The organism is Fimbriimonadales bacterium (assembly GCA_035559795.1).
Lineage (GTDB): Bacteria > Armatimonadota > Fimbriimonadia > Fimbriimonadales > ATM1 > DATMAR01.
Genome location: DATMAR010000012.1, coordinates 463362 through 484742, shown reverse-complemented (window position 1 = coordinate 484742; position 21381 = coordinate 463362). Strand labels below are relative to the sequence as shown.

Genomic DNA, 21381 nt, shown 5'->3' with positions numbered 1-21381 from the left:
TTCGAGAAGTTCCCTCGAATAGTCGATTCGCGAGAGATTTATAATTCTTGAAGATATTGATTCGTTCTGAGTCGGCGAACCCTCTCTTGAAGTGGCGGATGGGTGCTGAAAAGTTGCAGAAATCCTCCACCCGAGAAAGGATTGGCAATATACATGTGTGCAGTTTCAGGATGTGCTGTGCGAGGTGGGATTCTTGCAACGGATGCACCTAAAGTTTCCAAAGCGTCGGCAAGAGGATGCGGGTCGCCCAAGAGTTTCGCACCGAGCGCATCCGCCGCGTATTCACGCGCTCGGCTTACTGCCATTTGAATCAAAAGCGCGGCAAGCGGACCTAAAATCATTATCGTTATCGCGGCGATCGGATTAGGACGCTCCTCGTCGCCTCCGAAGAAAAGAGCCATGCGGCTGAGAAACATGATTGCCGTGCCGATGGCAGCGGCGATAGTCATGATGAGCGTGTCGCGGTTTTTCACGTGTGCGATTTCATGCGCCAAAACACCAACCACTTCGCGCTGACTCATAGAGTTCAACAAACCCGCATTAACGCAAATCGCAGCGGCTCCAGGTCCTCGCCCGCACGCAAAGGCATTCGGTTGGGGGTCAGGAGAGTAATAAAGCGGTATAGCAGGGATTCCTGCTCTTCGACAGAGTTCTTCCATCGCTTCATATAGCCATGGAGCTTCCGAACGAGGTAGAGGACGCGCTTGTGCCATCGTTAGCGCAATCTTCTCCCCGAAGAAATACATCCCGAAATTCATCACGAAAGCGATGACTAAAGCGACTACTAAGCCCCCTTCTCTTCCGACCATTACGCCGATGGCGAGTAATAGGGCAGAAAGGAGAAGCATCAGAAATCCGGTTTTTACAATGCTCATAAATCCTCCTAATTCATAACGACGGTTTCCTATACAAAGGTTTCATTTATACGATCCGGTCAGCATTTCGGCAGCGTCGAGGGTGTTCGAGAGAAGCATGGCTACGGTCATAGGACCTATACCTCCAGGTACAGGTGTTATCCATCCCGCAATCTGCGATGCCTTTTCGAATTCGACATCTCCTACATCACCGCTCCGTCCTGGTACTTTATTGTAACCCGCATCCAATACGATAGCACCTGGCTTTATCCAATCCCCTTTTATCATTTCGGGTTTTCCGACTGCTGCTACGAGGATGTCTGCTTGGCGGCAATGGTCATCCAAGTTTTTAGTTTTGGAATGGCATATCGTGACGGTTGCGTTTCGCTCTAAAAGCATGAGTGCGGCTGGTTTTCCCAGGATTACACTTCTACCGATGACCACCGCTTGTTTCCCTTCGCAGGAAAGACCATATTCGTCGAGGAGCCGCATCATGCCGAGGGGGGTTGCACATCGAAAACCTTTGCCTCCTGTGAGAAGCAGACCGAGCGATTGGGGAGAAATGCCGTCTACATCTTTTTTCGGTCCGAGCGCGAAGAGAATTTCATTTTCGTCGAATGTTTTCGGTAATGGATGTTGCACGAGGATGCCGTGCACTTCGGGGTTTTCATTGAGTTCAGCGATTTTGTCTAAAACCCATGAACGCGAAGTTTCACTCGTAATTTCGTATTGTTCCCCTACTACTCCGATTTCGTTTCCGAATCGCCGTTTCATTCGCACATAGGCTTGACTTGCTGGGTCTTCTGCGGATACGAAAACGTCAAGACGTGGAATGATGCCTTTTTCGCGAAGTTTTTGCGCGCGCAATTTGAGTTCTTCACGGATTTTCGCGCTCAGACTTTTGCCGTCGAGAATTATCGCTTTTGTTTTTGCATTCATTGATGACTGTATAGGGGCGTTGTGTTGTTTGGGTTCTATGTCGGTGAAGCGGATTCTGTTTGTCGTAGTTTATGAAACGTTCCAAGAATACCATTCACGAAGGCGCCGCTGTGTTCTGTGGAATATTCTTTTGCGAGTTCTACCGCTTCGTTAATCACGACGGCAGGGGGGGTTTCTTTTTCGTAAAGAAGTTCATAAAGCCCTAATCGGAGAATGGCTCTATCGACTGCGGCTAAGCGTTCGAGTGAGTATCCTTCCGCGAGTTTTTCAATCCATGAGTCAATTTCTTCGAGATGTTGTGCTGCGCCTAAAGCGAGTCGTGCACTGAAATTGCGACCTTCCGCTCCGAGTTTTGCTTGTTCTTGAGCGTCCTTCAATGCTTCTTCTATAGTTACTCCCGCGATATCCATTTGATAGAGCGCACGGAATGCGACATAACGCGCGCGTCGTCTCGAATTAGACGACATTTTCCACCTGCCCTAAAAACTCTTCCACGAAATTCGTGTGCAGTTCTCCACGAATGAAACGCTTTTCTTTCGTGAGGCGTCGAAGGAATGGCAAATTCGTTTGCACTCCTCGTACTTCGAATTCTTCTAACGCATTCGTTAATTTTCGCACCGTCTCTTCTCGGTTATAACCTTTTACGATAAGTTTCGCAATCAGCGGATCGTAAAAAGGCGTTACTTCGAATCCCTCGTAGACGTGGGTGTCTAAGCGAATGTCGTTTCCTTTCGGTGGAGACCAATGGGTGATTACACCGCATGAGGGAGCGAAGTTGTTATCAGGGTCTTGTGCAGTAATTCTCGCTTCGATCGCATGCCCTCCGAAGCGAATGTCTTCTTGAGAAAAGGGAAGTTCTTCGCCTGCCGCGATACGGAGCATGAGTTTCACGATATCGATTCCTGTAATTTCTTCCGTGACAGGGTGCTCCACTTGCAAGCGTGTGTTCATCTCGATGAAGTAATAATTTCCGACAGAGTCCATGAGAAATTCTATTGTTCCTGCGTTCACGTATCCGACGGATTTCGCGAGGCGAACGGCCGCGTCTCCGATATCTTTACGGATATCGTCGTCTAAAAGAGCGAAAGGCGCTTCTTCGACGATTTTTTGATGTCTAAGATTTTGAATCGAGCACTCACGTTCTCCCAAATGAACACAATTTCCGTACATATCCGCTACGACTTGCACTTCGACGTGCCGGGGTTTTTCGAGACATTTTTCGATGTAAGTCGCTCCCGAGCCGAAACTCGCTTCTGCTTCTTGCGAAGCGAGTGTAAGGAGACGTTCTAATTCTTCATCGGATTCCACGCGTCGGATTCCACGTCCGCCCCCCCCGAAAGCGGCTTTAATCAAAACCGGATATCCTAACTCTTTTGCAACTCGTAATGCTTCCTCGACGGAACCGACTGGTCCATTCGAACCAGGCACTATAGGAATTCGCGCTTTCCGTGCAGCCTCGCGCGCTTCCGCTTTATCTCCCATTCTCGCTATCGTTTCTACAGGGGGTCCGATAAAGCGAATGCCCAAAGATTGTAAGGCATCTGCGAATTGTTGTTGTTCGCTGAAATATCCGTAGCCGGGATGTACCGCTTCGCATTCTTTGATGACCGCAGCCATCAAGACATTAGGCATATTCAAGTAACTTTCGGAATTCGGTGGGGGGCCGACACAGACCGCTTCATCTGCAAGTTTCACATGCAGACTATCGCGGTCTGCTTCACTGTAGATTGCAACTGCGCGTACACCTAATTCATGACACGCGCGAATAATTCTGCAAGCAATCTCACCTCGGTTGGCAACAAGAACCTTTTTGAACATCTAATAACGTTCGTGACCCGGATGAGGGCAGGTTACCTGACCCGTAGTAGGATCGTATACATAATTTTCGTTTCCTACGGGACAATGCTTGAATTTCTCGGGAAGGTTGATATCTTGTAGGCTTTGCGCTGGGCTATCTTCGGGCTGCATTTGAAGCATCATGCGAACTTGACGCAGGTTGCTCAGGCATTCCGTATCTTTTGCGCGGAGTTTTGCACGTCCTATCGTCGTTTTTCCTAATTTGTCCGCTCGTTGCGTGTCTGCGCTGTTTCCGATTCCATAGTACAAAACGCTCGCTAAAATTAAGATAATCGCGATGGTAGCGAGAATGTTAATCAGTGTGAATCCTAAAGTTTTCATTCTCTCGTTGCTATTTTATTCTCTTGTTTTTTATTCTCTCGTTTCGATTGCGACAGGCGTTCGCTTGCGTATTTTAGCGATGGGTTGACCGTACTCCACCGGTTGTCCATCTACCACGAAAATTTCTTCAATGATACCATCTACTCCTGCAAAGATTTCATTTTCCAAGCCCAAAGATTCGATGATGCCGATGATGGTGTCTTCTTGTACCATGTCTCCGGGCTTAATAGGAGTTTGCAAATTTCGAAAATAACCCACTAAGTTGCTTCTTACGATGCTCACTTCTTCGGGTGTTTCTTTTTCCGTTGCGATTAAAGCCACTTTACTCGATGGAGAGGCCGGTTCTGGACCGAGTTCGAAACGCAGTGCTTTCTCTCCTTGACGAATTTCTACCGATGTTAAACCGTGTTTGCGTGCAAGGTTGACGAATTCTTCTATTTCTTCTCGCGTAAAGCCGCTCATATTTTGAGTTTGAAAACGCAAAATTCCACGACTTTGAGTACCTGAGCCATAACGAGTAAAACGAATCCCAGAAGAACGATCTCCGTGAGCAAGTCAGGGCTCGTCGAAACGTTTGCGATTTGAGTCCCCCCCGGGACTTGCGTCGAGAACGTGAATCGATGCATTGCTTGGTCGAAATCGATGAGCAGTTTATTCGTGCTCTCGAGCAAGGGTGTGTGGAAAATTGTATAGATGAAGCCGGTTAAACCCATAGTAGCCCAAAGCATGAGTTTGTATTTATGTCGTTGATGCTCGTTATAAATTACGCATTGACGACATCGCTCCGCTTTTTGTTCAGGAGTCAAACGAGTATTGTAGGGAATAAATTTTGCTGCTGCCACCGCTTCGCGTGGAATCGTTTGGCCAGCCATTGCGTTTCGTATGACGTCTTCTTCGCACATACATCCTACGCGTTCTTTCCAACATGTGCGACGGCTATGGTAAATCGGGCATTTTTCTCGTATAAATTTGCGACAGAAGGGAAGCTGCCAGCATTTCCCCATGAACACGTTTCGATAATCGCTTTCCTCACGAACACCTGCCCCGTATTTGATGACGTCTCCCTTAGCTCCATAAATTGCACGCAGTCGCATACGCGCGGCGACATCGGCAATTTGCACAAGAATCGCTCCGATGCCTAAAACGAGCCCCCCCAAAGTCAATGAGCCCATCGCTCCACTCGCAAGAGCATATGCGCTTGGACTCGTCTCTCGATAACTGACTCCGAGGGCGGGAACCCATTCATCTGCCAAGAAATAGACAATCGCAACCAAAAATAGAATCAATGGCAAAGCGATATCGCCCCAGAAAAGCGATGTCATCCCTAAACCGAATAAGACCAAGCCGACAATCAACCCAATCTGGAGATAACGAATATAAGTTTCCCCCTCCTTGATGATTTTCAATTCTTGTTCGGATGTCGGATTCAAATAAATGTTGCTGAAATGGTTGACGTAGTAAATCAATCCGACCGTGCAAATCAAGGTGAGGATGATGCCAATCGTTAAGAATTTCGAAGAGCCCCATTCGAGGACCGTAGAGAACCAATCATAACGATAAGAGAGTGTGGGTGTAGAAGGAGTTGGTTTAGACATAGAATTAACCTGCCGTTTGTGTTCTTTCTAAATAGGTGTCAGTTCGAGTATCTACTTTAATGACGTCCCCGACGTTGATATGGAACGGGACAATCACCACTGCACCGCTCTCGAGTTTCGCAGGTTTCCCTCCACTCACCGTATCTCCTTTAAAACTCGGGTCAGTTTCCACGACTTTCTGTTCGACGAAAGTCGGCACTTCCAAACCGATGACCTCGCCATCGGCAGTCAATGCTTGAACGGTCATTCCCTCGAGCAAGTATTTTGCAGCCTCGCCGAAAAGCGAAACCGGATAAGTCTCTTGGTCGAAAGTTTCCATATCCATGCAGGTGATTTGGTCATCAGTACGGTAGAGAAATTGCAGATTTCTTTTTTCGACAAACGCAGGCTCTATCCGTTCACCAGCGCGAAAGGTCTTTTCTAAAACTTGTCCGGTTTTCAAACGTTTCAGCTTCGTTCGTACGAAAGCGCCACCTTTTCCCGGTTTGACGTGTTGAAACTCGATGAGTTGATAAACATCTCCATCGAGATAGATGCACATACCTGTTTTGAAATCACTCGTGTCTATAGCCAAGGGAATCGCTGCCTCATTTGGTTAGTAGTAATAGGAACTTATATTATAGCAAAACAGGGGTCTATCGCGGATACCACGGGTAAACCATGCTCACAGGAGCGTAGAGAGCCGCAAGAATTACAGTCGTGTTGTGGAGCGCATGCATGACAATGGCTGCTACCAAGGATCCGGTTTGCCACGTGAGAATCGCTCCCATTGCTCCAATCCATCCCAACACCAACCATAATTGCCCTCCCTGTGGATGAACGACGGCAAAAGCCAAGGAAGAGAAGAAAATAGCGGCGCCGACTTTTTTCAGCCGAAGGCTCAAGCCTTGAAAGATGCATCCACGAAAGAATATTTCTTCTAGAATCGGGGCGAGAATGGCCGCGTTCAAAAATGCGGGAAAGAGCGTGCGAGGGGTGAACAGTTCTCTGAAAACGGGGTGTTGCTCGGAAGGGAGCCAATTGAAAAGGTATTGGCTTACAAAAAAAGCGACGAAGATAATGGGGAAATTGGCGAAGAAGCCCCATATTCCCCAGAGCAAATCGCTCATTTTTGGTTTGTGAATTCCCAAATGCGATAGGGGAAAACTCACCCCCAATACAGGTTTTCGCAGATAAAGAACGAACAAAAATATCGCAATAGCCTCTCCGATGAAGATCGCCCAAATGGGAGGAATGAAAAAACTAAACGGATACCCGAATACAGCGGGACCGACAATGGAAAGCGCAAGACCGACTAATGCGCGAATGCCCAAACTATCTGCCGTTTGCAGAGATTCACCTTCCAAAGGAATCCCTTTCGGTTTTAAAAATCCTCTTCTGCGCAGGGAAAAATAAAATGTCCAACAGACAAGCCCAGAAAAAAACAAAAAGCCGATACCGGGCATCACCCTTTCCTCGATGAGTTCTTCTCGTGTTATTCCTGCTCTTTTATAAGCCTCTTCTATTGCCCATTCGTAAGGAAAGTCCGTAATTCGATTCGCAGCGAGCGTTTGCGCGAGTTTATGCGCTTCGGAAAGAGAAAGCGTCTTCGAGGAGTAGATTTTGCGAAGGGCTTCGTTGAGTGCCTCTCTTTGCTTTTCGAGTTCTTCTTTCAGAGATTTCGTCTCGATGTCGTCGGTTTCTGCATTCAGGTTTCGAAAATCCGGCTTGGGGGGGGACGAAAGAGCTTGGGACAATACGAGAAGCACCCTTGCCGCTTCCCCTTTAGCCCCTTTCGTCTCCCATTTTCGAGAGCGAATGTCTGCGACGATTTTTTTTATTGTTGCGTCGTCTCTCTCCATTGACTCGAGGTTTTTTTCGTAAGAGTTTAGTTTTTGAATCAACTCCCTCGTGTCTTTTTTGAAAGGACCTGGAAAAAAGAAAGTTAGAGTAATAAGGGAAGCGAGAGCGAGGAAGGAAAAGGCGAGCAACCACCACGCCCATGGCGCGGTTGGCATTCGAGGGGAAGGGGGGGGCTCATAGGGTTCGGGAATCCATTCTTCGCTTTTAGAAAAGTTTTCGTTTTCGTTCATTGACTCCCGACTCCGCGTTCGTTGAATCCGATCGTATAAGTGCTTTGACGGGTCAGCATAGCATAGGAAGCCCAAATAAGTTCAGCGGTGAATTCCGCAATGAGAATTCCGAAAGCGACATAGCGGAGTTGACGATACCCTCGCAACCCGTAATACCTTTGCACGGCGGTTTTTGCGATGAGCGCAATTACGAGCCCGAACCAATAATAATCCACTCCGAAATTCATGCTGAGCGCGTAGCCTACCGGGTGGAGTTTGAAACCAGGGAAACGAAATCGCAATACGTCCAAAATCGTCGTTACAGCAAAGCCTACGAACACGAATGCCATTCCCACGAGATTGGGACCGTGACGATTTTCTCGAATGTATTTCACGATGAAAACAGGGTCTCCCCATCCCGCATCAGATCCTCGCACATAACCGCGTTGGACCATCCAGAAACTTCCCACGAAAATACCGAACAGCAATGCGACTGCAAGAAGCGCGAAGAATGTTCCTTGATGGACGCGCGCATTGTCTGCCATTTTCATCGCCTCGATTTGTACAGGCATGGGATGCGAACGAGAGAGACGATTGATGCTTAAAAAAAGCGTGGAAAGGTAAGTGGCGTTTTTATCGGTGAGATAATGCGTCCCATAAAAATTCATGAGAAGTTGATTAGGACCTAAAAAAGCGAACTCGTGAGTGGGAGGTCCGAGTTGCGCGCGCATTCTCGTGAGGACGAAACTGAATCCCACGAACGCCAAGAAATACGGAATCATCAGCGCGATGGGCAAGTCGCCGTATGCCATAAAGACGAGTACCCCCCCCGTGCAGATCAAAAACAACACGAATGCCCAGCGGTGCGGGATTCCGCCGTCCTCTGCAGTCGCTCCGGTTTTGATATCTTGCCAAACTTTTTTCAAGTGAGAGCGCGCTACCCATAACGCGGTTGCCAACAAACCGAAAATTGCCCCCCAGGTTTGCTCCGTGAAATAGGGGGGGGCTGGATGAAGGAATCCGCCGGCGAAAGTTCCTCCACCCTCGATTCCATAAACCGCTAAAAGCACTAAAAGAGCCTTTCGCACGATGAAAAAGAAAATCACCGAAAAAAGAAGGTCGCTGGGAACGAAAAGAGCGAGCGCCGCGAGAAAAGGATAAACCGCGAGGGGTGTATAGCCTATGGCGCGAAGGGGGGGGTCTGGAAAAAACAATTGCAGGTTAACCCATTCTTTTACGGGAATGCTCGGTAAATTCGGTTTTAGATATTGAAAACCGTTGAGCATATCTATGGCGAACATGATAGTGAACGCAATCCACATCGCTTTACTTCGCCAAATCAGTCCTCTGCCGTTTTCCTCCATCATGGCGACAGGGAGTTGAATCAATGGAAAACTCAGCCTTTCCTGGCGAAGCCACGCATCGCGCATGATGCTGTTTACGCAAAGCAGCGCTATCGTGATTAGCCCATAGAGAAGAACCCACATGAGAATTTTCGGAGCCCATAAGTGGAACTTGCTCAAGAAATACCAATAACCATGCCCCCCCGCTACGTATTCTCGCACCTCGTCCGGATCGGTGAAATACATCGAGGTGGGGATGTATTTCAAAAAGACTTCTTCGTATAGCGGTTCACGCTCTTTGAATCCGGCGTAGACGTGGTTGTATTGCATGTTGAGAAATGTCCATTCCCCGGAAATCGCGGAGGCGGAACTGATAATCCCGAACATCACAATCATGTCGGCGGTATTCAATGAGAAGCGAGGGAGAAAGCGGTGCAGGAAGGCGTTGAGGGCGACGATGACGATGAGCGCTGCCATCGTGCTGAAAAGAAGGGAATAAATCGTTCCCGTAGGCTGCCAAGCGTTCCAAAAACAGACAGGAAATACGAACAAAAACCCCCAAACGATTGCGCGAAGACGCACGGGTTGAGGTCTTAGAATGGGTTCAGGTGCAGTTTCACCCTTGTCGAGGACAACTGCCATATTGAGAAGTCTAACCCCGAAATCGTGTGTATAGGTAGTCCAAGAGAAAAGGTGCTTAGTTTCCTAAGCACCTCTCCTGCTTCTCATCTCCCAAACGGGATTGGAGAATTATGCCTTTTTTCGCCTTAACAGCAACAACACTCCCATGCCGAGAGCAGCGATGCTCATCGGTTCCGGAATGATGGTCGCCTTTCCTTCGAAACCAGGGTTCCAACCATCATTGAATGCATCGTCGCCATAGTACTCGTAGCCCGTGAAACTAACCGCAAACAAGAAATACGGCACGCTGGTGGGCATGTCGGTTACGGTCGTATGGGCTTTGAAACCATCCAGTGTTTCGCCTGGTTGGACCATGTTGGCATCGAAAGCGAGATCGATCCAGTTGTTGTTATATATAGTGCTCGAGCCGCCATATGCTGAATTATCCCAACTTGTCCAAGTGTTAGGATCCCAACTTGGAGGACTGCCAACGATGTCTCTTGCATCCAACTTGACCCCGAAGAAATAAATGCTCATATCCCCGGGAAGAGTGTTATTCGAGACATGGAAGTTCAAAGTCCAGTCTCCTGCGCTCCCGGTTACGTCGTATTTGACGTCTACCGTTTGCGCGAAAAGACTGTTCATAGCGATAAAGGCTACTACCGGTATCCATAAAAAAGATTTCATGGATTCCTCCTTTCCTTGATTCGGGTTGAACTACCCGTCCTCTACATTGTGACTCAACTTCAGAAAGGAAAATCAAATATATTTCATTAACCTGAAAAAAATGCGGGTATCTATTGAAGGAAATAGGGCACGGGGTAACCTATCCTTATAGGCGTCTGGTTTGGGAAAAAATATGCTTTATGAAGAAAGAAGAAATATATTTTATGAAGAAAAAGGATTCTTCATAGCAGAGAATCTGCTTACAGAAGAAGAAATTCGAACCTTGTTGGATGAAACTACTCGGATTTTTCGGGGGGCTTACGACGTACCCGGAGTCGTTCGACTCCCTGAAACTGCGAGCGAAGAAGAGGTTTTGAAGAATTACCTTTGCATCCATCAACCGCATAAAGTGAGCAAAACTCTCGAGGAGGTTATTCGGCATCCGGAAATCGTAAAAATTCTTCGGCAAATTATCGGAGAAAATGTGCAGTGCATGCAAAGCATGCTTTTCGTCAAACCTCCGGGATTCCCCGGCCAAGCGTGGCATCAGGACGAATACTACATCCCCACCGAAGACAGAACTCTGACCGGTGCGTGGATCGCTTTGGACGATGCGACGATAGAAAACGGATGTTTATGGGTCGTTCCCGGCTCGCATAAAGAACCGCTATATCCAGTCGGTCCTCAACCACCTGGAGACGAATACGATGGAGTGGGTTCGATGTGCGTGGGTGTGAATGAAGACGCAGCGATTCCCGTGGAATTGAAAAGGGGTTCTGTTTTGTTTTTCGACGGATATTTGCTTCATCAATCGAAGAAGAATCGCTCGAATGTCTATCGGAGGGCGTTGGTGAATCATTACATGAGTGCGGATTATCCTCTTCGGTGGTGTGGAGAAGACCCGTATCGAGATGTGATTCTCGTTACCGGGAAAGACCCCTTCGAGCACTTGGGTTATCGGGATATCGCGAAACCTCATCTCCGCAGCGTTTCCGTCGGAGTAAAAGATTCTTAAAGCGAGTGAGTAAAATCAGTTTTCGAATCCGTCGTAAAGATCGACCTTTAGGAGGCTATAAACGATGGGCAAGCAGAATGCAGATGCTCTAATTCGGAGTGGAATTTTCTTTTTGATTTTTCTTTTCACGTATGCTTTCGCTACCGATCCGCCTTTGAATATGAGCATGCGCTCCCACTACGACAAATCGGGAGAAACGTGGGCGGATGTTTGGGGTGATGGAAACTTTTTGTACATTGGTCACTATTTTCAGCCGCGTGTGACGATTTTGGATATTTCTGACCCCGACAACATAAAAGTTGCCAAGGTTTACAACGTTCCCAGCCCCAATAACGATTGCAGTGCGCAAGAAGTAGCGGTTTATGACGGGTTGATGTTCATCGGTTTGGAATACAACGGTAAAGATGCGATTGAAATCGTAGACGTGCGCGACCCTTATAACCCGAAACATTTGACATGGGTAGTGGAAACCGATTACGCGTTCGAGGAAGCGCATAACCTGTTTTACGACCCGGTAAACAAGTTCCTGTATCAAGCGAATTCACGCGATTCCCACGTTGCCATTTACGACTTGAGAGATTACAATCCCGATGACCCCCCCGCGAAAATCAGCGATGCATTTTATATCCTTCACACAGACCATGACAGGAACACTCGCCATGGCTTATCTAAGGGGGGGCGAGCAGATATTTTCGTGCATGATATCACGGTTCTCGACGGCATTTTGTATGTTGCCAATTGGGATTTGGGAGTCCTTCTCTACGATGTTTCCAAATTTCCGGAAGAAGAGCCGAGGTTTTTAGGGGAGGCTCCCGGGAATAACACGCATTCTGTCTGGCCGACTCCTGACAAAAAGTTCATCGTAACTGCAGAGGAAAGACAAGGCGGTGGAATATTGCTTTTCGAGGTAGTTCCTGACGGCGCAGGGGGGGTGAATTTGATCAAGCGCGACGAATATACTCTTTCTCTTTCGAAATCGTACTGCGCTCATGATCCGCTGATTGTGGATTATCGCGTCTATACCGCGTGGTATCAAGCGGGAGTTTTGGTGCACGACATCAATCCCGATACGAAAAAATTCGAACTCGTCGCTTCGTACGATACATCCGATGCAGGAACGGGGGGGTACGACGGATGTTGGGGTGTTTATCCGTTTTTGGGTAAGAAGAAAATCCTCGCCGGTGATATACAGACAGGTGCATGGGTTTTGAGTGACGATGCTCCTTGGGCTAAGAAAATCAAACCGAGCGCTGTCTCTATTGTAAGTGGTCAGTACGTTTCGGGAAGTCTTTGGGATTTGTTCGAATCAGAAGGAAAGACTTATGACGTAAAAGCATATCCGTATAATAGCGGCAATTCGAGTTTCTACACTTGCACGGAGTTCGATTTCTCTCTCGAAGGGGATTATGTGTCGAGTTTAGGGGTAACGGTCGTATCTAAAGATTCCGTTACGCCCGCAACACAGGAGATTCAAATCTTCGATGTGATCGAAGGGAAATGGATAACTGTGGATAAACAACGCTGCGGCACGGACTTCATGACCGTTTCCACCGGGGATTTGAAAGAGCCTTTACGTTTTGTAAATCCTGGCGATTATGTGGTTCGCGTTCGCGTGATCATGCGATGGAATTCTGTCGGTACTTTGCTCGATGAGAAAATGAGCGAGTACGACATGGTTCGCCTCGACGTGGTTTATCAATAAAGCGTTCACCCTGTAGGAGCGCTGTAAGGCGCGATAAATTTAGTTTCCTGCGCTCGTAGGAGCGCCGTAAGGGGCGATAAATATATTTTCTGCGCTCGTAGGAGCGCCATAAGGCGCGATAAGTTTTTTCGTCCCACTCTTCGCTCAATCGGCGAAATGCTGAGCGCTGAAATCCGTTTGCTCGCTGTATAATTTAGGAAAGAACCACAAAAGAGGTCTTGCTATGGCTGATAGAGTTTATGTGTTCGACACCACTCTGCGCGATGGGGAGCAAAGCCCCGGTGTGCATCTCGACGTCCGTGAAAAGTTACAAATCGGGCGAGCGCTCGTAGATTTGGGGGTGGACATCATCGAGGCGGGATTCCCGATTTCGTCTCCTGGCGATTTCGAAGCGGTGAACACCCTTGCAAGAGAACTCAAAGGAGTTACGATTTGCGGACTTACGCGCGCTGTTCCTAAAGACATAGAAGTTGCTGCGGAAGCATTGAAACCCGCCGAGCGTCCTCGAATTCACACAGGTCTCGGGGTAAGCGATAACCATCTGCAATACAAGTTGCGCATGACCCGAGAGCAAGCGCTCGAGGCGGGAGTGAGCGCTGTTAAACTCGCTCGCCAATTTACGGACGATGTCGAATACTACATGGAGGATTCGGGTCGCGCGGATAAAGAGTACGTGTATCGAGTGGCGGAAGCAGTCATCAATGCCGGAGCCACTGTTTTGAACGTTCCGGATACAACGGGTTATACGTTTCCGACGGAATACGGTTCATTGATTCGAAGCATCAAAGAAAATGTTCCCAACTCCGATAAAGCAATTCTCAGTTGCCATTGCCATAACGATTTGGGCATGGCAACAGCGAACACTTTAGCGGGTGTTCTCAATGGCGCGAGACAAGTGGAGGTAACGATAAACGGTATCGGCGAGCGCGCAGGAAATACGTCTTTAGAAGAGGTCGTCGTTGCTTTCGTGATTCGAAATGACCTCTTCGGAGTAGAAACGCGCGTGGATACGAAGAGGCTTTTAGGGGTGAGCCGTTTAGTCAGTCAATTGACAGGAATGCTCGTACAAAGAAACAAAGCCGTTGTGGGGGAGAATGCCTATCGTCATTCGAGTGGAATTCATCAAGACGGCGTTTTGAAGGAACGATCGACCTACGAAATCATCGACCCGCACATGGTGGGGGCGGAAAGAAGCGAAATTGTCTTGACCGCTCGCAGTGGTCGGCATGGTTTGAAATATAAACTTCGAGAATTGGGATTCGAATTTCCCGAAGAGCGTTTCGAAAGGCTGTACGAACAATTTTTGCGAGTGGCGGACCAAAAAGACGAAGTTACATCGGATGATTTAAGAGAGTTGGTACAAAGCGTCAAATAATTTGTAATAAGGCACTTGCGTGTTTCATGCCTCGACTGCTCCTGCAGTTGAGGCTTTTTTGTTAATTCAGTTGGATTTAGTAAATTCTCTTTCTCAATGCTCTTTTAAGAGACTATAAAGTGAGGACTGGCGTTATTCAGAAGTGTTTCATCATCGAACGTAGTGAATCAGCGGATTTTCCAAATCATCTAATAACATCACGGCAACGACAGGAAGGGGGCGTTGCTTAGCGATTTCTCGAGCCTCGTCGAAGGTTACTTTCAAGCATTCGATAGAAGTCGTTTTCAAAAGCATTGCAAACTCGCAAGCCCTTGCGGGATTCGAAAAACAAGCCAAACCATGCACCCCCCTATGGCAGTAACAGCCATAAGTGTTTCTGTTTCTTTCCCTTAGCACAAAAACCGAATCGGGAAACTCTTCGTCTAAGCCCTGGATAGGGCAAATAAGAGTTTGCTCGGTTCTTCTCGATTGCTGTTCCATTTTCTTAGGAATAAATGCTGTTATTAAAGTTATCGGAAATCCTTCGAGCACCCTCAAGGGGAATTTTCGAACCCACTAAGCGAAGTCGGATATTGGTATACTATTTAGTCACCGAAGCGAACATTGTTCCGTCGAACATTGTTCCGTCGAGAAAGCCTTAATAGAATGGCGAAGAATAAGATTGTCGAAACCCGCACAAATCGGCCTCTCTCGGATTCACCCTTTACAGATATCGAGACTGCGATCGAAGAGATACGAGCCGGAAAAATCGTAATCGTCGTGGACGACCCCGATAGAGAAAACGAAGGGGATTTCGTGATGGCGGCCGAAAAAGTCACCCCGGAAGCAGTCAATTTCATGCTCCGGTATGGAAGGGGTATCCCATGCGTTCCTACCACACAGGAGCGCTTGGAGCAACTCGGCATCCCGATGATGACGAAACACAACACCTCGAAGTTAGGTACTGCGATGGGGGAGACCGTGGATGCAAGGCACGGAACGACGACAGGGATTTCCTCCTACGATAGAGCGACCACGATTCGTGTCTTCTGCGACCCCGATGCCAAACCCGAAGACTTGATGAGGCCAGGGCATGTCATTCCTTTGCGTGCTGACCCAGGGGGTGTGTTGAAACGAGCTGGACATACGGAAGCGACGGTGGATTTGTGCATACTCGCAGGGTTAAAGCCTGTCGGAGTGCTTTGTGAAATTCTGGATGATGACGGGACGATGGCGAGGCTTCCCAAATTGCTCGAAATTGCAAAAGAACACAACCTTTCCATCATCACGATAAGTGATTTGATTTCTTATCGAAGAAAGAACGAGAAACTTATTCATCGTGTGGCAGGACCTATCGAATTTCCAACGAAATACGGACTTTTCACGCTTTATGCGTATCAGAGCGAAGTCGACCCTGCGCCTTTTCTCGCATTGGTGATGGGAGATGTGTCTGATGGAAAACCGGTGCTTACGCGTGTGCATTCGAGTTGTGTGACTGGAGACGTTTTGGAATCGTTGCGATGCGACTGTGGCTCGCAAGTCCAAGTCGCGTTGAAGAAAATTTCTGAAGAGGGTCGCGGATGCCTTTTGTATATCGTTCAAGAGGGAAGAGGAATCGGTTTGATTAATAAATTGCGTGCTTACGAATTGCAAGAAAAAGGCCTCGATACGGTAGAAGCGAACAAAGCATTGGGCTTCAAACCCGATTTGCGCGATTACGGATTAGGCGCGCAAGTGCTGGTTGACCTCGGTATTAGGAAACTGCGCTTGATGACGAATAACCCGAGCAAGGTGGCGGGAATTCAAGGTTACGGATTGGAAATCGTCGAGCATATTCCTTTAATTACTGAGCCCACAAAACACAGCAAGAAATATCTGAATACGAAGCGCGATAAATTGGGACATTGGATTCCCGAAGATCTCGACGAAAAATCCGAAAAAGGTTAATGCCGAAAATCATCGAGGGGAAGTTGAACGCCACGGGCAAGAAATACGCCATTGTCGCCTCTCGTTGGAATGAATTTATTACGAAGCAGTTAGTCGAAGGCGCGTTGCGTGCTTTTCGAATGCATGGCGGCGACGAAAATGTTCAAATCGTTTGGGTGTCAGGGGCATGGGAAATTCCCGTTGCAGTGAGAAAACTCGTCGAAGAGAAAGTCGATGCGATTGTTTGCGTTGGTTGCATCTTACAGGGGGCAACGATTCATGCCTCGCTTCTTTCTCAGCAGGTGATGTCTTCCCTTGCAGAGATTTCCATTAAAACCGGTGTACCGATAACCTATGGAATCCTAACTTGTGCCACACAAGAAGAAGCTTTAGAAAGAGCAGGCTTGAAACAAGGCAACAAAGGGGAGGAAGCGGCTCGAGCAGCAATCGAAATGGTTTCGGTATTGGAACAAGTGAAATAAAATGCGCTGGACGAATTACATATTGATGTTCTTCGTGTGCATGCTCGGGTCTCTTTCTGGGATGATGATTTATGACCGTTGGGTGCCAAAACGCGATGTTTACACATTGCAAGATGTCATTAACGCCCCCCTTCAGAAAACTGCGAAAGTCAAAGGTCAAATTGCTTTCGAAGAAGCAGCGGCGAAATTAATTCCAGCAGTGTTGGCGGTTTATAAACACGAATCGTCATTTTTCGATCCGAATAGAGAATTGCGTACGGTGGGGGCAGGGTCTGGCGTGATTGTTTCTTCGGATGGTTATATCGTAACGAACTATCACGTGGTCGAAGGTGCTGAGGCAGTTACCGTGCGCATGCTTAACGGAAAAGTACTGCCCGCAAAAATCGTGGGAAAAGACGAATTGACGGATTTGGCGCTATTGAAAGTGGATGCAACGAATTTACCGTTTGCAAAACTCGCAAACAGCGACGATGTCGCGGTGGGTGAATGGGTGATTGCGGTGGGAAATCCATTGGGTTATGAGGGAACGGTAAGTGTCGGTGTTGTGAGCGCATTGAACCGAGATCTGCCTGCTTCCCGCGAACGTTTTCCGTTAGTCGGTGCTATTCAAACGGATGCGGCTATCAATGCGGGAAATAGCGGAGGAGCGCTCGGGAACATCCAAGGGGAGGTCATAGGAATAAACACGATTATTGCGAGCACCGATATGGGCAGCATCGGGATAGGGTTCGCTATACCGAGCAACCGAGTGAGGCGGTTTATCAGCGATATCGAAAAATATGGTAAGGCACGACATCCGGATTTGGGTGTGAGGAAATTCCTTCCCAGTTGGGTTCTTCATGACCCCCGTTTTAGCGAGGATGTAGGTCCGAATCCGCCTGATGAGGGTTTGGTCATTTGGGAGTTGAGCGAAAACTCCCCTCTTCGCAAGGCAGGTTTGGGGCAAATGGATGTACTTTTAGAGGTGGAAAATAAAAAACTGGCTACCTTGAGCGACTACTTGACCTTCCTACTCAAAGCGGAAATTGGCCAAAAGGTGAAGATAAAATATTGGCAGCGAGGTGAAATAAAAACGGCGACGGTAACCCTGCAAGAAATGGAATTTTAAAACGTGAATAAATCGTTTATTTAAACAAAAAGCGTGAACTCTTTCAAAACAGAATTAGAACTATTTCTCAATGCTCTTCCTCCCGTCATTCGTGAGCGAATACTCACATCCCCCGATGGTGAGCGATTGATCGAAGTCGTGTTGGATTATGGACGTCCTGCAGAGATTCGCTACATGGATAGATGGGAGCGGATGAATGATTATCTTGTTACCGCCGATGACATTCGCTATGTTAGCGAGCGAGTGGGCGAATTCGGTGGGGACAATCGAGCGGGCATCGAGAGAACGCTTCATCGAATCAGCGCGATTCGAAACCGTCAAGGTCGTGTCATAGGGCTGACCTGCAGAGTAGGGCGTGCGATTCAAGGGACGATTGATTTGATTCACGACATCGTCTCCACGAACCATTCCATTCTTTTTCTCGGAAAGCCGGGGGTAGGTAAGACCACGAAATTGCGCGAAGTCGCAAGGATGCTCGCTGACGATTTCGGGAAACGCGTGGTCATCGTAGATACTTCGAACGAAATCGGGGGGGACGGAGATGTGCCTCATCCTGGTATCGGTGCATCGAGACGAATGCAAGTTTCCGACCCGACGAAACAGCACCAGGTGATGATCGAGGCGGTGGAAAACCACATGCCCGAAGTGATTGTCATTGACGAAATCGGCACGGAGGCAGAAGCCTATGCGGCGCGCACGATTGCCGAACGAGGCGTGCAACTCATAGGGACGGCTCATGGAAGAACGTTGGAAAACCTGATGATGAACCCGACGCTCTGCGATTTGGTGGGAGGGATACAGACGGTTACTCTTTCCGACGAAGAGGCTAAGCGCCGCGGTACTCAAAAGACCGTTTTGGAAAGAAAAGCCCCCCCAACCTTCGATGTGGTGATCGAGTTGATCGACTACAATCGCTTAGCCGTTCATCACGATGTGCAGAGAACCGTGGATATGATTTTGCGGGGTATTACGCCTCAGCCCGAAATTCGTGTGCGCACGGAGACGGGTCATTTCGAGGTTATTGCCGGGGAGAAAGGTGCGCATGAAGCGGTAACAGAAGAGAAAAAAGAAAAACGCATCGAAGAATTCCCCGCCATACCGACAAAACCATTCCGTAAGGTCATACGCGTTTTTCCTTATGGTATTGCTCGCACGCGTTTGGATAGGGCTATTCAAGAAAAGAAGGCACCGGTCGTAATTTCTCAAAGCCTTTCCGATGCGGATGTGGTTGTAGCGATGCGAAGTTCCTTACAACATCGGCCGAGCAAATTGCGCGACCGTGCGGGGCGTTCCATTCCGATAATCGTCGTAAAGAGCAACAGTCTTTCGCAAATCGCTCACGCTTTAGACGAAATCCTGCAGTCCAACGGAGAAGGATTTATCGAGAAGGACGAAGAAATTAAGAAGGAAGTGTTAGAAGCAATCGAACATGTAAAGACGAAAGGAAAACCTTATGAATTGTCTCCGCAACCCCTTCCTATAAGGAGATTGCAGCATCAAATCATCGAAGCGCATCGCTTGCACAGCGAAGCATTCGGAGAAGAGCCGTTTAGGCGTGTTCGAATTCTTCCTCATCTATGAAAGGGAAATTGATCACTTTGGAGGGGACGGAGGGTTCTGGAAAAAGCACGTTAGCGAGTGCATTAGCAAAACGCTTCGAAGAAACGAAAATTCCCGTGTTGCTCACTCGAGAGCCAGGTGATGGCACTGTCGGGAAATTGCTTCGGGAATTGATATTGCATAGCGGAGATTTGGATGCGTGGACCGAAGCGTTTTTATTTTTGGCAGACCGTAGGCAACATTGTAAAGACATCATTCATCCAGCCTTAGAAAAAGGTACTTATGTGGTTTGCGATCGGTTCGCAGATTCGACAATCGCGTATCAAGGATATGGCAGAGGATTGCCTATCCATGAATTAAAACATCTCAACGAGATTTCGACGGATTCTCTGGTGCCGGACATTACTTTTCTTTTGGATATCGAACCTGAATTCGGATTGAAGAGGGTAGATGGGCCAGATCGTATGGACTCCGAACCTTTGGAATTTCATCGCCGCGTGCGAGAGGGTTTTTTGAAAGAAGCGGCAAGCGACCCGAAACGCTGGCGTATTCTCGATGGAAGACTTTCGAAGGAAGAACTTTTGGAAAAGGCATGGGTTATAGTGAGTGAATTCGTATCGAATCCTGGCTATAATGCGAGAAGTCGGAGGGGATTTTGAAATTAGTCGTAGCCGTAATCCACAACCGAGATAAAAACAAGGTCGTAGACGACTTGATACGGAACGGTTTCAAGTTTACGATTATCAGTTCGACGGGTGGATTTTTACGAGAAGGGAATACGACATTTCTCATCGGAATCGAAGACGAAGAAAAAGACGCGGTGCTGAAAATCATCGAGCAGAACTGTCAAACACGCGAACAAATTGTGAACGTTCTTCCACCGGATGGAACTCCTGTCGGGACATTCGTTCCGAATCCCATTAAAGTCCCTGTCGGTGGAGCGGTAGTATGGATAATCCATGTCGAAGAAATGTGCCGTTATTGAACATCTCGGTGCTGTTTCTCAGCGTTTTTTGAAGGTTCTTCCTACTTTCGAAAGAGGCATACCGGTTTTGATTACAGGCATAGAAGGTGCTGGGCAATCCGCGTTCGCCGAACATTTAGCGCAAGCCTACTTATGCATGGAAACCAAGAATGAAAAACCTTGCGGTGAATGCTCTGCGTGTAGAAATTTCGAAAAAAACCTTTCTCCGGATTTGCTCACCGTTCGTCCAAAAGGAAAATCGGATTGGATACGCATGGGTCAAATAAGACTCACCAGCGAAGAAGCGGAAGAAATACCGGTCAGCGAATTTATGCGCACGGAACCAGTACAAGCGAAAACGAAAGTCGTTTTGATTTTCGAAGCAGAGAGATTGACAAGGGAGGCTGCCGATGGATTATTGAGGCTACTCGAGGAAGCCCCCCCTTATGCGCGCTATATTCTCACGACGAGTGCAGAAGGGAAAATCATTCCGACGATTCGCTCGAGATGTTTGCGAGTTCCTTGTGGTTTCGAAGAAGATGAAAAGTTTTCGGAAGCAGCGCGTGCCCTGTCACTCGGAGCGCCTGAGTCGGCTCTGAAATTGGATTCTCCGGAATTATACGAATGGTCGCAGTCTTTTTATTCTTGGATTCGGAATTTGAGGAAACGCAGTAAGGGGGAAGCGCTTGTCGTGAGCGAAGAGTTTTTAGATTTTTGCAAAAGATATATAGAGGCGAATAAGGATACGCAATCCGAGACGCGTGCGAGTCAGGCTGAAGTGATTCAGTACTTCTCTAACGGTTTGATGTATCTCTTCCGAACAGAGGGAATAGGAACAGGAGAAATGTTACGAGATTTGCTGGAGATGCATCGTGCCCTTCAGGGAAATGTGAGACTGGATTACCTGTCCGCTGCGTTTTTTATGCGCAATTTGTAGCACAAGTCCGAAGAGTTTTTTTTATAACACTTCATAAGTGAATAGCCTCGACTGCAAGAGCAATCCAGTTCATAAACAATCGCGCC

Annotated in this window: 22 protein-coding genes; 10 read left to right on the top strand and 12 right to left on the bottom strand. The window is 47.9% G+C overall.

The window, feature by feature from the left end; all coding sequences use genetic code 11:
- Positions 1–38: 38 nt before the first annotated feature.
- From VNK96_09335 to VNK96_09285, 11 genes are all read right to left on the bottom strand, one after another.
- Complete coding sequence (locus tag VNK96_09335) at positions 39–875, bottom strand: zinc metalloprotease HtpX (GenBank protein ID HWP31906.1); 837 nt, start codon at positions 873–875, stop codon at positions 39–41.
- A gap of 42 nt (positions 876–917) precedes the next feature.
- Complete coding sequence (locus VNK96_09330) at positions 918–1793, bottom strand: bifunctional 5,10-methylenetetrahydrofolate dehydrogenase/5,10-methenyltetrahydrofolate cyclohydrolase (GenBank protein HWP31905.1); 876 nt, start codon at positions 1791–1793, stop codon at positions 918–920.
- Between the two features lie 35 nt (positions 1794–1828).
- Positions 1829–2260, bottom strand: coding sequence for a transcription antitermination factor NusB (nusB, locus tag VNK96_09325; protein ID HWP31904.1), 432 nt, complete (start codon positions 2258–2260; stop codon positions 1829–1831).
- The gene (accC, locus tag VNK96_09320) at positions 2250–3611 is read right to left on the bottom strand and encodes an acetyl-CoA carboxylase biotin carboxylase subunit (protein ID HWP31903.1); all 1362 of its coding nucleotides are present in this window, start codon (positions 3609–3611) and stop codon (positions 2250–2252) included. The genes nusB and accC overlap by 11 nt, the downstream gene beginning before the upstream one ends.
- Positions 3612–3971, bottom strand: a complete 360-nt coding sequence (locus tag VNK96_09315; GenBank protein ID HWP31902.1) for a hypothetical protein — start codon at positions 3969–3971, stop codon at positions 3612–3614.
- Positions 3972–4001: 30 nt separating this feature from the next.
- Positions 4002–4433 (bottom strand): biotin/lipoyl-containing protein, encoded by a 432-nt coding sequence (locus VNK96_09310; protein ID HWP31901.1) that lies wholly within the window; start codon positions 4431–4433, stop codon positions 4002–4004.
- Complete coding sequence (locus VNK96_09305; GenBank protein ID HWP31900.1) at positions 4430–5566, bottom strand: hypothetical protein; 1137 nt, start codon at positions 5564–5566, stop codon at positions 4430–4432. Before VNK96_09305 ends, VNK96_09310 begins: the two co-directional genes overlap by 4 nt.
- Before the next feature lie 4 nt (positions 5567–5570).
- Positions 5571–6140 (bottom strand): elongation factor P, encoded by a 570-nt coding sequence (gene efp, locus VNK96_09300; GenBank protein ID HWP31899.1) that lies wholly within the window; start codon positions 6138–6140, stop codon positions 5571–5573.
- 61 nt (positions 6141–6201) lie between these two features.
- Positions 6202–7638, bottom strand: coding sequence for a CPBP family glutamic-type intramembrane protease (locus VNK96_09295; protein ID HWP31898.1), 1437 nt, complete (start codon positions 7636–7638; stop codon positions 6202–6204).
- Positions 7635–9602 (bottom strand): DUF6785 family protein, encoded by a 1968-nt coding sequence (locus VNK96_09290; protein ID HWP31897.1) that lies wholly within the window; start codon positions 9600–9602, stop codon positions 7635–7637. Before VNK96_09290 ends, VNK96_09295 begins: the two co-directional genes overlap by 4 nt.
- Before the next feature lie 108 nt (positions 9603–9710).
- Positions 9711–10268, bottom strand: a complete 558-nt coding sequence (locus tag VNK96_09285; protein ID HWP31896.1) for a PEP-CTERM sorting domain-containing protein — start codon at positions 10266–10268, stop codon at positions 9711–9713.
- 172 nt (positions 10269–10440) lie between these two features.
- Between VNK96_09285 and VNK96_09280 the strand changes: the two genes are divergently transcribed.
- The 3 genes from VNK96_09280 to VNK96_09270 all read left to right on the top strand — a co-directional run bounded on the left by VNK96_09280 (position 10441) and on the right by VNK96_09270 (position 14339).
- Positions 10441–11262, top strand: a complete 822-nt coding sequence (locus VNK96_09280; protein ID HWP31895.1) for a phytanoyl-CoA dioxygenase family protein — start codon at positions 10441–10443, stop codon at positions 11260–11262.
- A 64-nt stretch (positions 11263–11326) separates the two neighbouring features.
- On the top strand, positions 11327–12964 hold the full coding sequence (locus VNK96_09275) for a hypothetical protein (protein HWP31894.1): 1638 nt from the start codon (positions 11327–11329) through the stop codon (positions 12962–12964).
- Positions 12965–13187: 223 nt separating this feature from the next.
- Positions 13188–14339 carry a 2-isopropylmalate synthase gene (locus tag VNK96_09270; protein HWP31893.1) on the top strand — a complete coding sequence of 384 codons (1152 nt, stop codon included), beginning with the start codon at positions 13188–13190 and terminating at the stop codon, positions 14337–14339.
- A 150-nt stretch (positions 14340–14489) separates the two neighbouring features.
- On the opposite strand, the gene VNK96_09265 is transcribed toward VNK96_09270, so the two are convergent.
- Positions 14490–14819 (bottom strand): hypothetical protein, encoded by a 330-nt coding sequence (locus tag VNK96_09265; protein ID HWP31892.1) that lies wholly within the window; start codon positions 14817–14819, stop codon positions 14490–14492.
- Between the two features lie 165 nt (positions 14820–14984).
- On the opposite strand from VNK96_09265, the gene VNK96_09260 reads away from it, so the two are divergent.
- From VNK96_09260 to VNK96_09230, 7 genes are read left to right on the top strand one after another with little or no spacing between them, the layout of a single operon-like run.
- Positions 14985–16265, top strand: a complete 1281-nt coding sequence (locus VNK96_09260; protein ID HWP31891.1) for a bifunctional 3,4-dihydroxy-2-butanone-4-phosphate synthase/GTP cyclohydrolase II — start codon at positions 14985–14987, stop codon at positions 16263–16265.
- Positions 16265–16726, top strand: a complete 462-nt coding sequence (gene ribH, locus VNK96_09255) for a 6,7-dimethyl-8-ribityllumazine synthase (protein ID HWP31890.1) — start codon at positions 16265–16267, stop codon at positions 16724–16726. Before VNK96_09260 ends, ribH begins: the two co-directional genes overlap by 1 nt.
- A 1-nt stretch (position 16727) precedes the next feature.
- Complete coding sequence (locus tag VNK96_09250; protein ID HWP31889.1) at positions 16728–17834, top strand: trypsin-like peptidase domain-containing protein; 1107 nt, start codon at positions 16728–16730, stop codon at positions 17832–17834.
- 33 nt (positions 17835–17867) lie between these two features.
- A complete protein-coding gene (locus VNK96_09245; protein HWP31888.1) occupies positions 17868–19415 on the top strand; it encodes a R3H domain-containing nucleic acid-binding protein in 1548 nt (515 codons plus the stop codon).
- Entirely contained in the window at positions 19412–20053 is a 642-nt protein-coding gene (tmk, locus tag VNK96_09240; protein ID HWP31887.1) for a dTMP kinase, read from the top strand. Before VNK96_09245 ends, tmk begins: the two co-directional genes overlap by 4 nt.
- On the top strand, positions 20050–20379 hold the full coding sequence (locus VNK96_09235; GenBank protein ID HWP31886.1) for a cyclic-di-AMP receptor: 330 nt from the start codon (positions 20050–20052) through the stop codon (positions 20377–20379). The genes tmk and VNK96_09235 overlap by 4 nt, the downstream gene beginning before the upstream one ends.
- Positions 20354–21295 (top strand): hypothetical protein, encoded by a 942-nt coding sequence (locus VNK96_09230; protein ID HWP31885.1) that lies wholly within the window; start codon positions 20354–20356, stop codon positions 21293–21295. Before VNK96_09235 ends, VNK96_09230 begins: the two co-directional genes overlap by 26 nt.
- Positions 21296–21381 lie beyond the last annotated feature (86 nt).